At 73.9% G+C, this 14,564-nt stretch carries 12 protein-coding genes; 7 read left to right on the top strand and 5 right to left on the bottom strand.

Features of this window, described 5'->3' with window-relative positions:
* Nucleotides 1–12: 12 nt before the first annotated feature.
* A complete protein-coding gene (locus Q6348_RS09250; RefSeq protein ID WP_304601007.1) occupies nucleotides 13–1,344 on the bottom strand; it encodes a CapA family protein in 1,332 nt (443 codons plus the stop codon).
* Between the two features lie 102 nt (nucleotides 1,345–1,446).
* On the opposite strand from Q6348_RS09250, the gene pgsA reads away from it, so the two are divergent.
* From pgsA to Q6348_RS09265, 3 genes are all read left to right on the top strand, one after another.
* The gene (pgsA, locus tag Q6348_RS09255; protein WP_304601008.1) at nucleotides 1,447–2,013 is read left to right on the top strand and encodes a CDP-diacylglycerol--glycerol-3-phosphate 3-phosphatidyltransferase; all 567 of its coding nucleotides are present in this window, start codon (nucleotides 1,447–1,449) and stop codon (nucleotides 2,011–2,013) included.
* The gene (locus Q6348_RS09260) at nucleotides 2,010–2,501 is read left to right on the top strand and encodes a CinA family protein (protein ID WP_304601009.1); all 492 of its coding nucleotides are present in this window, start codon (nucleotides 2,010–2,012) and stop codon (nucleotides 2,499–2,501) included. The genes pgsA and Q6348_RS09260 overlap by 4 nt, the downstream gene beginning before the upstream one ends.
* A 232-nt stretch (nucleotides 2,502–2,733) precedes the next feature.
* Complete coding sequence (locus Q6348_RS09265) at nucleotides 2,734–3,069, top strand: helix-turn-helix domain-containing protein (RefSeq protein ID WP_304601010.1); 336 nt, start codon at nucleotides 2,734–2,736, stop codon at nucleotides 3,067–3,069.
* A 27-nt stretch (nucleotides 3,070–3,096) separates the two neighbouring features.
* Here the strand turns inward: Q6348_RS09265 and Q6348_RS09270 are convergent, their stop codons facing one another.
* The 4 genes from Q6348_RS09270 to Q6348_RS09285 all read right to left on the bottom strand — a co-directional run bounded on the left by Q6348_RS09270 (nucleotide 3,097) and on the right by Q6348_RS09285 (nucleotide 10,943).
* Entirely contained in the window at nucleotides 3,097–3,888 is a 792-nt protein-coding gene (locus Q6348_RS09270) for a DNA-formamidopyrimidine glycosylase family protein (RefSeq protein WP_304601011.1), read from the bottom strand.
* Nucleotides 3,888–8,663: an ATP-dependent helicase gene (locus Q6348_RS09275; protein WP_434062049.1), complete on the bottom strand. Its 4,776-nt coding sequence runs from the start codon at nucleotides 8,661–8,663 to the stop codon at nucleotides 3,888–3,890. The genes Q6348_RS09270 and Q6348_RS09275 overlap by 1 nt, the downstream gene beginning before the upstream one ends.
* A gap of 67 nt (nucleotides 8,664–8,730) precedes the next feature.
* Nucleotides 8,731–9,756: an L-threonine 3-dehydrogenase gene (gene tdh / locus Q6348_RS09280; RefSeq protein WP_304601012.1), complete on the bottom strand. Its 1,026-nt coding sequence runs from the start codon at nucleotides 9,754–9,756 to the stop codon at nucleotides 8,731–8,733.
* Nucleotides 9,753–10,943 carry a glycine C-acetyltransferase gene (locus Q6348_RS09285; RefSeq protein ID WP_304601013.1) on the bottom strand — a complete coding sequence of 397 codons (1,191 nt, stop codon included), beginning with the start codon at nucleotides 10,941–10,943 and terminating at the stop codon, nucleotides 9,753–9,755. The genes tdh and Q6348_RS09285 overlap by 4 nt, the downstream gene beginning before the upstream one ends.
* Before the next feature lie 68 nt (nucleotides 10,944–11,011).
* Between Q6348_RS09285 and Q6348_RS09290 the strand changes: the two genes are divergently transcribed.
* The 4 genes from Q6348_RS09290 to rny all read left to right on the top strand — a co-directional run bounded on the left by Q6348_RS09290 (nucleotide 11,012) and on the right by rny (nucleotide 14,552).
* On the top strand, nucleotides 11,012–11,230 hold the full coding sequence (locus tag Q6348_RS09290) for a DUF3046 domain-containing protein (protein WP_304601014.1): 219 nt from the start codon (nucleotides 11,012–11,014) through the stop codon (nucleotides 11,228–11,230).
* A gap of 212 nt (nucleotides 11,231–11,442) precedes the next feature.
* On the top strand, nucleotides 11,443–12,483 hold the full coding sequence (recA, locus tag Q6348_RS09295) for a recombinase RecA (protein WP_304601015.1): 1,041 nt from the start codon (nucleotides 11,443–11,445) through the stop codon (nucleotides 12,481–12,483).
* A gap of 1 nt (nucleotide 12,484) precedes the next feature.
* Nucleotides 12,485–13,066, top strand: coding sequence for a regulatory protein RecX (locus Q6348_RS09300; protein ID WP_304601016.1), 582 nt, complete (start codon nucleotides 12,485–12,487; stop codon nucleotides 13,064–13,066).
* 19 nt (nucleotides 13,067–13,085) lie between these two features.
* Nucleotides 13,086–14,552, top strand: coding sequence for a ribonuclease Y (gene rny / locus Q6348_RS09305; RefSeq protein WP_304601017.1), 1,467 nt, complete (start codon nucleotides 13,086–13,088; stop codon nucleotides 14,550–14,552).
* Nucleotides 14,553–14,564 lie beyond the last annotated feature (12 nt).

A 14,564-nucleotide genomic window follows, 5' to 3' on the forward strand; every position in this document is an offset into this window, starting at 1 on the left:
TGCCGCGGGCGGTCAGCCGGCCGCGACCGAGGGCTGCTCGGACGGGGTCGTCGGCGGCGTCGCAACGCGCTCGGTGACGGGGCCGGGGCCGGACGGCTCGGGGGGTGTCAGGAGCTCGGGGGCCGCGGTGCCGACCACAGCCGTGACCCGGTCGTGCCGCGCCTGGATCTCGGCGGGCGACAGGCTTCCCACACCCTTCCCGGCCGCGGCGAGCGACGACAACGGCTCGACCTGGTGGCCGTCGGCAAGGTCGACCGTGACGGACGTCCACCCGAGCGCCTCGACCCGGGCAGGCCCTCCGGCCGGTTGTCGAATGGTGGCCTCGATGACCAGGCCGGAGTCGGTGCGCGGGGTGCAGCAGTGGGCCCCTTGGTTGGAGATGAAGTTGCCCAGCCCGTACGCGACCCACATCCCGGTGCCGTCGGGGCCTCCGGTCAGGTGGGCGATGGGCTGCGGTACGTGTGCATGGTGGCCGATCACCAGGTCGACCTCGCCTGAGTCGGCCAAGGCCTGGGCGATCTGGATCTGCTCCGGCGCGGGGTCGGAGGAGTACTCCACACAGCAGTGCATCGAGACGACCACCACGTCAGCCCCCGCCGCACGGGCGGCCCGTGCCTGGGCGACGATCCGTGCAGCGTCGAGACGATCGACGCTGTAGTCGGCCGGTACGGGCATGCCGTTCGTGCCGAACGTTGCCGCGATGTGCGCGACGGTCACGCTCTGGCCCTCGCGCTGGAACCGGTACATCTGCGTCGTGGCGGCCTCGGCGGCCGTGCGTGCCGTGCCCGCGTGCCCCAGTCCGGCGGCGTCGAACGCGCTCAATGTCGCGGCAAGTCCGGCCTCGCCCTGGTCGACGCTGTGGTTGGACGCCGTCGAGCAGCCGTCCCAGCCGGCTTTCGCCAGGTCCGGGACCAGCGCGGCCGGGGCGGCGAACAGGGGGTATCCGTGCGGCTTGACGCCGGCCGGGGCGACCGGTACCTCCATGTGGCAGATCGCGAGGTCGGCACCTGCGATCCATGGCTCCACGGGCGCCATCTCGCGCGTGAAGTCGTAGCCGGACGCAGTGCGTGCGTCGGCCACGACCCCGAGGTGCGGGAGGACGTCGCCCGCGGCGACCAGCGTCAGTACCGCGTCGGGTGGCGGTGTCGGACTCGGGGTTGTCGACGCCGAGATGGGCGTCGACGTCGAGGTGGGCGTCGACGGGGGAGCCACTGACGCGCCGCTGGGTCTGGCGCCGTCCGCCGCGGCGCCCGCTACCCCGGCGCCCGCCGTGAGCACGATCGCAGCGGCCACGCCCAGCGCGCGCATGCCGCGGGGTCGCTCAGACCGGGCGTGTCGGCTCACGCGCGGCAGACTACCGCCGGCGCAGCACCGTTCGGTCCACGCCAGCGGTACCAGAGTACTGCCGGTGACCGAGCCACGCCCCGCGCGCCGTAGGCTGAGGGGGTGACGAGGACGCCGATGGTGTGGAACGCGGCCAACATCGTCACCCTGGTCCGCTTTCTTCTCGTGCCACTGGTGGTTGTCGCCGTGCTGCTCGACGACGGCGGCGGGGGGTGGCGGTGGGTGGCGGCCGCGCTCTTCCTGCTCGCCGCTGCGACCGACCGCCTGGACGGCTGGCTCGCCCGCCGGACCGGGCAGGTCACGGACTGGGGCAAGCTGGTCGACCCCATCGCCGACAAGGCGCTGGTCGGGGCGGCGCTCATCACGCTGTCCGCACTCGGGGACCTGCCGTGGTGGGTGACGGTCGTGATCCTGGTACGGGAGCTCGGCGTGACGGCGCTGCGGTTCGCTGTGCTGCGCTACACCGTGATCGCGGCATCGCCCGGCGGCAAGGCGAAGACGGTCCTGCAGACCGCCGGGATCGCGGTGTTCCTGCTCCCGCTGGCATCGCTGCCCACCGCTGTGACGGTCGTCGGCTGGGTGCTGATCAGCGCCGCCGTGCTGCTCACCGTGGTGACCGGGGTGGACTACCTGCGGCGCGGCCTCGCGGTGCGCGCGGCGGCCTCGTGACCGCGCAGGCGCCCGCCGAGGCCCTGGTCCGCCGGCTGCGCGAGGGGGGCCGGACGATCGCCGTCGCCGAGTCGTTGACCGGAGGCGCGGTGCTCGACGCACTGATCGCCGTGCCGGGCGCATCGGCCGCCGTGCGCGGCGGGGTGGTCGCCTACGCGGCGGACGTCAAGCAGCGCGTGCTCGGGGTGCCTGCCGAGCTCCTGGCGCGGCACGGGACCGTGCACCCGGACGTCGCGAGGGAGATGGCCTCGCGGGTTCGCGTCCTCATGTCTGCCGACCTGGGGCTCGCCACGACTGGTGTCGCCGGCCCGGACCCCGTGGACGGCCACCAGCCCGGTGAGGCGTACGTCGCCGTCGTCGGCCCGGGCGGGGAGCGGCTCGTGTCGTTGCTCGGGTGCACGGGTTCGGACCGCGCCACGATCCGCAGCCGCACCACGGATCTCGCTCTCGCCACGGCGCTGCGCCAAGCGGGTGACCTGCTCGGCTGACCTCTTGCCGAGGCCGCCCCGCTGTCGATGCGGCGTGGGAGGATCAGTAGTACGAGAGGCCCGCGGGAACATCGTGGGGTCGCCCGGCGTTCGTCATGACGTGACACGAACCGGCCGTGACGGTCGACAAGATCCCCACCGTGCCCCTGTCCGACCCGGGGGGTACGGTAGGGCAACCTCGGGACGCCTGATGGCTCCGGGGCCCAGATCGGAGCAGAAGGGAGGGTCGGCGATGATCGTGCTGCGACGTGAGATCGGTGACGTCCTGCGGGCTGCCCGTCAGCGCCAGGGCCGGACCCTCCGCGAGGTGTCGTCGGCCGCCCGGGTGTCGTTGGGCTACCTCTCGGAGATCGAGCGCGGCCAGAAGGAAGCGTCCTCGGAGCTGCTGGGTTCGATCTGCGAGGCGCTCGACGTGCCGATGTCGCTGGTGCTGCGTGACGTGAGCGACCGCATCGCGGTTGCGGAGGGCGTGGCCATCCCGGACACGGTCCCTGCGGACCTCGAGCGGAGCGTCGTCCACCGAGCCGGCGGCTGGTCGCCGCGGGGCGAGCTCGTGCGCGCGGGCTGAGGCTCGCTCGTGGGCCGGAGAGGCCCCTCAGACCCTGTGTCGGACCCCGTCGTGCCACTCGGCCGGCGGGGTCTGGCACGTCGGGCACCAGAAGATGGGGCGTTCGTGCGGCGGCCTCCGCGCCGTGCCGACCGCGATCGGTGTGCCGCACCGCACGCACGGTGCCCCTGCGCGGCCGTGCACGCGCACCGGTTGCTGGCTGAGGACCGAACGGGCCATCAGCTCGCGGGCGGTCATCACCAGGCTTGCCGGGTCGCGGAGGTCACCGGCGGGTGTCCACGGCCAGACGTGCCGGGCGAAGAGTCCCTCGGCGGTCCAGATCGTGCCGAAGCCCGCCTGGACGGTCTGGTCCAGCAGGACCTCGCACGCCGGGCGTCCCTCGCCGGCCCACCGGTCCAGCACGGCGGCTAGCCCGGTGGTCGCGAAGTCGGAGACGAGCACGTCCGGCCCCAGGTGGTGGAGCAAGAGATGCTCGTCATCCGTGCGCACGACGTCGAGCATCCCCAGCCTCAGGCCCAGAGCCGTCCAGTCGGGCCCCACCAGAACAGCGCGCACCCACGGGTCGCGCTCGGCCCGCTCGGTCGCGCCAGTGTGGGCGACCCGCCAGGAGCCGTCCATGCGCAGGTGCGTGCGCAGCGTCCGTCCGTCGTCCAAGCGCGTGAGCAGGTGCTTGCCGTAGGCGGTCGTACCCAGCACCGTGCGGCCGGTGAGATCCGCCGTGGCGTCCGGCCACCGCAGCTCGGCGCGAGCCAGCACGGTGCCGGCGAGCGCCTGGTCGAGCCGTGCCGCCGTCCGTCGCAGGACGTCGCCCTCCGGCATCAGCCGAGCCTCAACCCGCGCGGCGTGGCGGCGAACCCCGCCGTGGTCAGTGCCTGCGCCACCGGCCCGGCGAGGACCTCGCGGTCCAGGACCTCCGCCCCGTCGACGCGCCGCAGCGTCACGCGTCCCAGCCGTCCGGTGCGCACCAGGTCTGCGAGGCAGCGCGCCCCGGCCGCGAGGTGGTCGAGGCCGGGCGCCTCCTCGGTCGGGAACGAGAGGACGGTCCGCCCGCCTCGCTCGAGGTAGAGCACGAGGTCGCCGTCGACCAGGACCACGAGTGCGCCGGCCGTCCGCCCGGGTCGATGGGCCGTGACGCCCGACGGCCACGGCAGCGCGGCGCCGAACGGGTTGGCCGGGTCGGTGGCCGCCAGTGCCACCGCATGGTGGCCTCCGGGAGACCGCCTCAGCTCGTCCACCGCGCCCGGCAGGGCGAACTGCGAACCGCCGAGGTGCTCCACGAAGTACCCGCGCCGGACCGATCCACTCTCCTCGAGCGCCGCGAGTACGCGGTACACGGCTCCGAACCGGTCCGCGACGGCCTCGGTGCCGGCCACGGCGCGGGTGAGCACGCCGTGCCGATCGAGGAGCTGGGCCGCCGTGGCCCTCGCCTGCACCGTGGGGTCGGTCTCGCGGGCCGGCAGCAGGGACCACCGTCCCGCGACGTCCGGGCGCCCCGGACCGACCGCGCGGGCCGAGGGCCGCAGCGGGATGCCGGTGCGCAGGGATGGCGCGCGCGGTGGCCGGCCCCGGACGCGGTGCACGGTCCGGCCCGGTCCGCCGAGCCGTGCGCGCAGCGGGCTGACGCCGTCGTTGGTCACCTCGGCGGCCCACACGAGGTCCCACAGGGCGTCCGCGACCGCTCCGGGGTCCGCCGCGTCACCCGTCAGCTCGGCGACACGCGCGACGAGGGGGTCGAAGAACCACCCGCCACCCGACGACAGGGCCGTCCGCAGGGCGTCGAGCACGCGGGTCGAGGCGGGTGTCGCGGCCGCAGGCAGGGTGAGGTCAGCGGTCGCGGCCGGGTGCAGGCTGACCAGCCCGTCCCGTGCTGCAAGGGCCGCGTGCCCGGCCCACACCACCTCCCCGGCGGAGGTGAGCTCGTCGAGCATCGCGGGGGAGTAGTCCGTCACCCGCGCGGGCAGGACAAGGCTCTCCAGCGCCGAGGCGGGGACCGGGAAGCCGGCGAGCTGCTCGATCACCCTGGCCAGGCCATCCACGCCCCGCAGGCCCCGCCCGGGGACGCGGCGTGGTTCGTCGTCCCCGAGCGTCAGGGCGCTCACGTGCTGCCACTCGGGCAGGAAGCGCGCCAGTGCGCGAGGCGGGACGGGCTCCACCTCGGAGCGCAGGGCCGCCAGCGAGCGGCGCCGCATCCGACGCAGCACGTCCACGTCGCAGTGGTCCTCGCCGGTCCCGCCGATGGACTCGGGCCGCAGCCGCCCGACCGCGACTGCGCCGTCCCGCTCCAGCCGGCGCAGCACCTCGACGACGGCCGGCCCGGGCAGGGCGAAACGCTCCGCGACGTCTGCCACGGTGAACGGTCCGTGCGTGCGGGCGTGCCGCCGGACCAGGTCCCCGAGGGGGTCGGGCACGGGCTCGGCCAGCTCCGCGGGAACCCCGGACGGCAGCGCCACCCCCAGCGCGTCCCGGAGCCGGGCCGCGTCTTCGGCGACTGCCCACTGCTCACGGCCCGCGCACCGCACCCGAAGGATCCGTCGGGCGTGCACGAGCGAGGCCAGCCAACCGGGCACCGCGTCGTGCTGCTCGGGCACCGTGCGGTCCCGCACCTCGGCCAGGTCGAGGGGTCCGTGCCGGCGGAGCACGTCCACCAGCTGCTCGAGGTCAACGGCCCTGCGGTCCGGGGCGGTGCGGGAGACCTCCGCCTCCACGGACTGCACGGCCGCCGGGTCGAGCAGGTCCGCCAGTGGCGTGGCGTCGCCCGCGAGCAGCTCCGCCAGCAGGGCGGGATCGAGGGTGAGGGCGGCGGCGCGTCGCTCTGCCAACGGTGCGTCGCCGTCGTAGAGGAACTGCGCGGTGTAGCCGAACAGCAACGACTGGGCGAAGGGTGACGGGGTCGGTGTGGTCACCTCCACGACGGATACCCGCCGTGCTGCGACATCGGCCATCAGGGCGGTCAGCCCGGCGGTGTCGAAGTCGTCCTGGAGGCACTCCCGCGCGGCTTCGAGCAGGATCGGGAAGTCGGGGTGCGCGGACGCCACCTGGAGGAGCTGGGCCGACCGGTGCCGCTGCTGCCACAGCGGTTGGCGACGGTCCGGTCGCCGGCGGGGCAGCAGGAGGGCGCGCGCCGCCGCCTCACGGAACCGCGCCGCGAAGATCGTCGAGGACCCGAGCTCCGCCTGCACGGCGCCCACCACGTCCTCGGGGACCACCAGCAGATCCGCGAGGTCGACCGGCGGTGCCTCGGCCGCCGACCATGCCGCGGCGCTGGCGTCCCACGTGGCCTCGCCCGCCGCGACCGCGTCGGGCAGGCGGAGCACGATCCCGTCGTCGGAGTGCATGACGGCCGCATCCAGCCCGTACCGATCACGCAGCCGGCCGGCGATCACCAGGGCCCACGGGGCGTGCACCCTGGCGCCGAACGGCGAGTGCACCACGACCCGCCAGTCGCCGAGCTCGTCGCGGAAGCGCTCGACGACCACCGTGGTGTCGTCCGGGAGCCGTCCCGTGGCCTCGCGCTGCTCGGCCAGGTAGGCGACGAGGTTGTCGGCCGCCCACGGGTCGAGGCCGGCCGCCACGGCGCGCGCGAGGGCCTGATCGGCCGGCAGCGCGGCGGTCTCGCGGAGCCAGGCCCCGATCGCGCGCCCCAGCTCGGCCGGGCGCCCGGGGCTGTCGCCCTTCCAGAACGGCAGCCGGCCCGGCAGCCCGGGCGCCGGGGTGACCAGCACGCGATCGGGCGTGATGTCCTCGATCCGCCAGGTGCTCGACCCCAACGTGAACGTGTCGCCCACGCGCGACTCGTAGACCATCTCCTCGTCGAGCTCGCCCACCCGCAGGCCACCCCGTGCGGTGCGCTCGCGATCCCCACCGGCGAGGAACACTCCGTACAGTCCGCGGTCCGGGATGGTGCCCCCGCTCGTCGCGGCGAGTCGCAGCGCGCCGGGCCGGGCGCTGAGCCGGCCCGTGGAGCGGTCCCAGACGAGCCTCGGGCGCAACTCCGCGAAGTCCTCGCTGGGGTAACGACCGGCGAGCATGTCGAGCACGGCGCGCAGGGCGCCGTCCCCGAGAGTGGCGAACGGCGCCGCGCGCCGCACCACGGAGGCGAGCTCGTCGACGTCCCAGTCCCGCGTGGCGACCATCGCCACCACGTGCTGCGCGAGCACGTCCAGGGGGGTGCTGGGGAGCCGCAGCTCCTCGATCTGCCCGGCCCGCATCCGCTCGGCGATGACCGCGGACGGGACCAGCTCGCCGCGGAAGGTGGGGAACACGACGCCATGGGACACCGCCCCGACCTGGTGCCCGGCCCGGCCGATGCGCTGCAGCCCGGAAGCGACCGACGGCGGCGCACCGACCTGGACGACGAGGTCCACCGCGCCCATGTCGATGCCCAGCTCGAGCGAGCTGGTCGCCACCACAGCGGGAAGTCGGCCGGCCTTGAGCTCGTCCTCGGTGTGCACGCGCTCGGCGCGGCTCATCGAGCCGTGGTGCGCGCGGGCGAGCACGCCCGGGGCGCCGACCGCCGTGCCGGACTGCGCGGTGGCCTCGGCCGCGACGAGCGCGCCGTGGTCGGGGAGCTCGTCGCCCTGGCGTGCCGCCCAGACCTCGTTCATCCTCGCGGTCAAGCGCTCGGAGGCGCGGCGCGAGTTGGTGAACACCAGGGTCGAGCGGTGTGCCGTCACGAGATCGACGACCCGTTCCTCGACGTGCGGCCAGATCGACGGCCGCCGGGGTCTGGCCGCCGCGGCTCCGGCCAGGTCGGGCTCGCCGACATCCGTGCCGGGAGCACCGGGGAGGTCGGTGAGGTCGGGCACCGGGACGACGACGTCCACCTCGACCTGCTTGCTCGACGGCGGCTGGACCACGCGGACGCCGCGTCCGCCGTGCGCCGGTGACCGCGCGCCAGCGAGGTACTCGGCCACCGCCTGGACCGGGCGTACCGTCGCGGACAGCCCGATCCGTTGGGCCGGTCCGTCGTGCTCCTCGAGCAGGGCGTCCAGCCGCTCCATGCTCACAGCGAGGTGCGCGCCGCGCTTGGTGCCGGCCACCGCGTGGATCTCGTCGAGGATGACCGTGCGGACGCCGGCGAGGCCCGCCCGGGCCGCCGAGGTCAGCACCAGGAAGAGGGACTCCGGGGTGGTGATGAGGATGTCGGGCGGCCGGGTCGCGAAGGCGCGCCGCTCGGCCGCGGGGGTGTCCCCGGTCCGGACGCCGACGCGGACGTCTGGCAGGTCCCGACCGTGCCGCGCGGCCGCTCGACGGATGCCCACCAGCGGGGCGCGCAGGTTGCGCTCGACGTCCGCGGCCAGCGCCTTGAGCGGCGAGACGTACAGCACACGGCAGCGCAGCCGGGGATCCTCGGGTGGCGGCTGGGTGAGCAGCCCGTCCAGGGACCAGAGGAACGCGGCGAGGGTCTTGCCGGATCCCGTCGGGGCGACGACGAGCGCGTGCTCACCGGCGCCGACGGCGTCCCACGCCTCGGACTGCACCGCGGTCGGAGCCGCGAACGCCTGCGCGAACCAGTCGCGGGTGGGCCCCGAGAACCCGTCCGGCACCGACGGGTCGGGGCCCGCAGCGGTGTCGCCCAGCCCGGTCTCGCTCACCCCGGCATCGTGGCAGCCGGCACCGACGCTCGCAGGAGGTCGGTGCCGGCTCTCGGCCGCCCGGGGCTCAGCTCCACCGCATGAGCACCTTGCCGCACCGACCCGAGGCCATCGTCGCGAACGCCTCGGCGTGGTCCGTCGCGTCGAACCGGTGGGTGATGACCGGCCGCACGTCCAGCCCTGACTGCAGCATGGCGGCCATCGTGTACCAGGTCTCGAAGATCCGTCGGCCGTAGATCCCGGCGACGGTGAGGCCCTTGACGATCACCTCGTCGACATCGACGCGCACCTTGTCCGGTGGCAGACCGAGCAGGGCGACCCGGCCCCCGTGGTTCATCGCGTGGACCATCTGGTCGATCGCAGGTTCAGCGCCGGACATCTCCAGGCCGACGTCGAAGCCCTCGGTCATGCCGAGGGCGGCCGCCACCGCGTCGAGGTCCTCGGTCCGCACGTCGACCGCCCGGTCCGCGCCCATCGCGGAGGCCATGTCGAGCCGGTAGGGGTTGACGTCGGTGACCACGACGTGACGGGCGCCGACGTGGCGTGCGATGGCGGTGGCCATCACGCCGATCGGCCCGGCGCCCGTGATCAGGACGTCCTCGCCCACCAGCGTGAACCGCAGGGCCGTGTGCACGGCGTTGCCCAGTGGGTCGAGGACCGCCGCGACGTCGTCGTCGATGTGGTCGGGCAGCGGGAAGACGTTCTCCGCCGGGATGACCAGCAGCTCGGCGAACGCTCCTGCGCGGCTGACGCCCACGCTGCGGTGGTGGTGGCAGAACTCGCGACGCCCGCCCCGGCAGTTGCGGCAGTGCCCGCAGGTGACATGCCCCTCGCCCGAGACGCGCTGACCGACGTGCAACCCTTCGACCTCGCCGCCCAGCGACTCGATCACGCCGGTGAACTCGTGGCCGACCACCAGCGGTGTGCGGATCGTCGCCTGGGCCCACGGGTCCCAGCGGTGGATGTGCAGGTCCGTGCCGCAGATCGAGGTCTGCGTGACGCGGATCCGCACCTCGTGCGGGCCCGCTTCGGGCTCGGGAACGTCGGTGAAGGTCAGGCCGGGCGCCGCCTCGGCCTTGAGCAGGGCCTTCACGCGATCACCCCGAGGCGCTTGCCGACCGTGGCGAAAGCGTCCACGGCGCGGTCGATCTGGTCGTCGGAGTGCGCCGCGGACATCTGGGTGCGGATCCGCGCTGCGCCGTCCGGCACGACCGGGTAGGAGAACCCGATGACGTAGACGCCGGCGTCCAGGAGCTCGTCGGCCATCCGCCCGGCCAGGGCGGCGTCGCCGAGCATCACCGGGATGATCGGGTGGCCGGCACCCGCGAGCGTGAAGCCGAGCTCGGTCATCGCGGTCCGGAACCGCTCGGCGTTGTGCACGAGGCGCTCGCGCAGGTCGTCGGAGCGCTCGAGCAGGTCCAGCGCGGCGAGCGTGGTGGCGGCCACCACGGGCGCGACGGAGTTGGAGAACAGGTAGGGCCGTGAGCGCTGCCGCAGCCACTCGACGAGATCGCGCGGCCCGGACGTGTAGCCCCCGGATGCGCCGCCGAGCGCCTTGCCGAGGGTCCCGGTCAGGACGTCGACCCGCGACCCGGTCCCGGTGGCCTCGGGCGTGCCGCGGCCGTGCGCGCCGACGAAGCCCACCGCGTGCGAGTCGTCGACCACGACGAGCGCGTCGTGGGAGTCGGCGAGGTCACAGATCCCGGGCAGGTCGGCGACCACGCCGTCCATCGAGAACACCCCGTCGGTCACGACCACCCGGTGTCGGGCGTCGGCGGCCTCGACCAGGCGCTGCTCGAGGTCGGCCATGTCGGAGTTGGCGTACCGCAGCCTGCGTGCCTTGGACAGCCGCACGCCGTCGATGATCGAGGCGTGGTTGAGAGCGTCGGAGATGATCGCGTCGTCCGGGCCGGTGATGGTCTCGAACAGGCCGGTGTTCGCGTCGAAGCACGAGGAGTACAGGATGGTGTCCTCGGTGCCCAGGAAGGCCGAGAGCCGCTCCTCGAGCTCACGGTGCACGCTGCCCGTGCCGCAGATGAACCGGACGGACGCCATGCCGTAGCCGTGCTCGGCCACCGCCTTCCCGGCCGCCTCGACCAGCACGGGATGGTCGGCGAGTCCCAGGTAGTTGTTGGCGCACAGGTTGACCACCTGCCGGCCGTCGGCGAGCCGGATCTCGGCTCCCTGCGGCGAGGTGATCACCCGCTCGGGCTTGTACAGGCCCCGGTCGCGCAGCTCGGCGGTCTGCCGGGCCAGCTCGGGGATCAGGTCGGTCCTCATGGTCCGACGCTAGTGCGTCGGGCCCGCCGGGTGGCGACGACCCCGGGTCGGGGTGTCAGGCTGTGCCCGTGCGCTACAGCGAGTTCTGGGATGCGGTCACCGACGTGTTCGGCACGTCGATGGGGCGGGTGGTGGTCGCCGAGCAGGTGATCGGGGCGCTGGGCGACCGCACCGCGGCCGAGGCGATGGCTGCCGGGGAGGACCTGCGCCGGGTGTGGTGGGCGCTGTGCGACCAGATGCAGGTTCCCGCCGAGCGACGCTGGGGGCCGGACCGCCCGTCACGCTGAGGACACGCCCGGCGTGTCCGGGCGCGGGTGACGAGGGTCGAACAGATGTTCGGCTACTGTGGTCCCCAGGTCGCACGACGGACTGCTCATCCACACCTCGCCGGACCAGGTCCGGGGGATGTCGGTGGTGGGACGTAGCGTTCCTGACGTGGCGACGTGCCGACACAGACCCGACAGGCGGATCTCCCGCCCAGCAACGACGAGGTGACCCGATGCCCGCTCCAGCAGACCGCAGCAAGGCCCTGGAGGCCGCGCTCGTCCAGATCGACCGGCAGTTCGGCAAGGGTTCGATCATGCGCCTCGGCGATGACGGTCGCGCCCCCGTCGAGGTGATCCCCACCGGGTCGATCGCTCTCGACGTGGCGCTCGGCATCGGCGGCCTGCCGCGTGGCCGGATCGTCGAGGTGTACGGCCCGGAGTCCTCAGGCAAGACGACCGTGGCCCTGCACGCCGTCGCCAACGCCCAGCGCGCCGGCGGCATCGCGGCGTTCATCGACGCCGAGCACGCCCTGGACCCGGAGTACGCCAAGGCGCTCGGAGTGGACACCGACGCCCTGCTGGTCTCCCAGCCGGACACCGGAGAGCAGGCGCTGGAGATCATGGACATGCTGATCCGGTCGGGCGCCATCGACATCGTGGTGATCGACTCGGTCGCTGCGCTGGTGCCCAAGGCCGAGATCGAGGGCGAGATGGGCGACAGCCACGTCGGCCTGCAGGCCCGTCTGATGTCCCAGGCCCTGCGCAAGGTCGCGGGCGCGCTGAGCCAGTCCGGCACCACGGCGATCTTCATCAACCAGCTTCGCGAGAAGATCGGGGTGTTCTTCGGCTCCCCGGAGACCACGACGGGCGGCAAGGCCCTGAAGTTCTACGCATCGGTCCGGATGGACATCCGGCGCATCGAGACCCTCAAGGAGGGCACCGACGCGGTCGGCAACCGGACGCGGGTCAAGGTCGTCAAGAACAAGATGGCCCCGCCCTTCAAGCAGGCAGAGTTCGACATCCTCTACGGTCACGGGATCTCCCGGGAGGGCAGCCTGATCGATCTCGGGGTCGAGCAGGGTCTGATCCGCAAGTCCGGTGCCTGGTACACCTACGAGGGCGACCAGCTGGGACAGGGCAAGGAGAACGCGCGCGGCTTCCTGCGCGACAACCCGGACCTGGCCGAAGAGCTGGAGAAGAAGATCAAGGAGAAGCTCGGTATCGGCGCCCACGTGGACACCCCTGCGGACCCGGCCGCGGGCGTCGACTTCTGAGGTGACGGGCGCGCGGCGTCCGGGGCGCAGGTCCGGGCGAGCTCCAGAACCGCCGGACGTCGGCGCTGCGGCGGTCGACGCCGAGCCCGACCCGGAGCAGCTGGCGCGCTCGATCGCACTTCGGCTGCTGACCGCGGCGCCCCGGAGCCGGCAGCAGCTCGCCGAGGCCATGGCACGTCGCGACGTGCCGGAAGCAGTCACCGAACGCGTGCTGGACCGGTTCACGGACGTCGGTCTCGTGGATGACGCCGGGTACGCCGAGGGGCTCGTGCGAGCCAAGCACGAGTCCCGGGGCCTGGCCCGTCGCGCCCTCGCGGTCGAGCTGAAGCGCAAGGGCGTCGGGGACGAGGACGCGCGCGCGGCGCTGGCACAGATCGACGACGCGGACGAGGAAGCCGCCGCACGCGAGCTTCTCGCCCGGCGCTGGCGGCGTGACCTCGACCCGGTCGTGCAGAGCCGCCGGTTGCTCGCGATGCTCGGACGCAAGGGTTACTCGCCCGGCATGGCGGCTCGCCTCGTGCGCGAGATGGTGGACGATAGTCGCGCCCAGTCCTCGGACCAGCCCGGTTCTGACCTCGACTGAGGCGGGAGGAGGGCGCGTCGTGGGGTGGGGCGAGGCGGGCACCGTGCTGGTGCTGCTGCTGGCCAGTCTGATCGCCTTGGTCCTGGTGATGATCGCCAGGCGGGAGGCCGACGTCGCGCGGGCACAGGCCGAGCAGGACGTCGCGCAGATCCGCGACGAGACCCGGCAGGCCGTGCTGGACGTGGAACGACGCGAGGCGCGCGCGGCCGAGCGCGAGGCCGAGACGCGGGCCGAGCGCAACGAGGCAAAGGCGCTGCGGGCCGAGGCCGCCGACCTGCTGGCCGTGGCCGCCGAGCAGGAGAAGGCGGCCCGGGGGGCCACCGAGGCAGCACGCACCGAGGCGGCCGAGCTGCTCGCGTCGCTGTCGGGGTTGACCGCGGAGCAGGCACGCAAGCGGCAGCTCGAGCTCGCCGGGCAACGCGTCGCGCACGAGGTCGCGGCACTCGAACGCCGCGCGGAGGCCTCCGCGCGAAGGAACGCTGACGACGCGGCCCGGCGAATCCTTGCGACCGCGGCACAGCGTCTGGCCGCGGCGACGAGTGCGCAGACGACCGTGACGGTGGTCCCGTTGCCGGCCGAGGAGATGAAGGGTCGGATCATCGGCAAGGAAGGTCGCAACATCCGGGCTTTCGAGGCGCTCACCGGCGTGAACGTCATCATCGACGAGACACCCGACTCCGTGACGCTGTCCTGCTTCGACCCGGAGCGACGCGAGATCGCCGGTGTGGCGCTCGCGAGCCTCGTGGCCGACGGGCGGATCCATCCGCAGCGGATCGAGATCGCCTACGCCGAGGCTCTGGCAGGCGCGGCTGAGCGAACCCGCGCCTCGGGCCACGACGCCGCGGAGCGGGCCGGGGTCACGGGGCTGCACCCGGAGCTCGTGGAGACGCTCGGCAGGCTCCGGCTCCGCACGAGCTACGGCCAGAACGTGCTCGAGCACCTGGTCGAGTGTGCCCAGGCGGCGGGCATGGTCGCCGCGGAGCTGGGCGCCGACGCCGACCTCGCCCGGCGTGCCGCGTTCCTGCATGACGTGGGCAAGGCCCTCACCGCCGAGGTCGGGGGCACGCACGCAGCTGTGGGAGCGGACCTGGCGGCGCGCTGCGGCGAGAGCGCCGAGGTGGTCAACGCGATCGCGGCCCACCACGACGAGGTTCCCAAGGAGACCGTTGAAGCGGTCGTCGTGCAGGCGGTGGACGCGCTGTCGGCCGCGCGCCCCGGCGCGCGCCGGGAGGAGCTCGACCAGTATCTGGAGCGGATGGAGAACCTCGAGGCACTGGTTGCCGAGCACCCCGGGGTGCGCCGAGCGCTCGCGATGGCCGCCGGGCGGGAGGTGCGGGTCGTGGTCGAGCCCGCAGCCGTCAGCGACGAGGACCTCCCGGGGCTGGCCCGCACGATCGCGCAGCACATCGAGAAGGACCTGTCGTTCCCGGGCGAGATCGTCGTGACGGTGGTGCGCGAGCTGCGCGCGAGCGCCACGGCGGGATGAGCGCGCCGGCGG

This window comes from Actinotalea lenta, from assembly GCF_030586465.1.
Lineage (GTDB): Bacteria > Actinomycetota > Actinomycetes > Actinomycetales > Cellulomonadaceae > Actinotalea > Actinotalea lenta.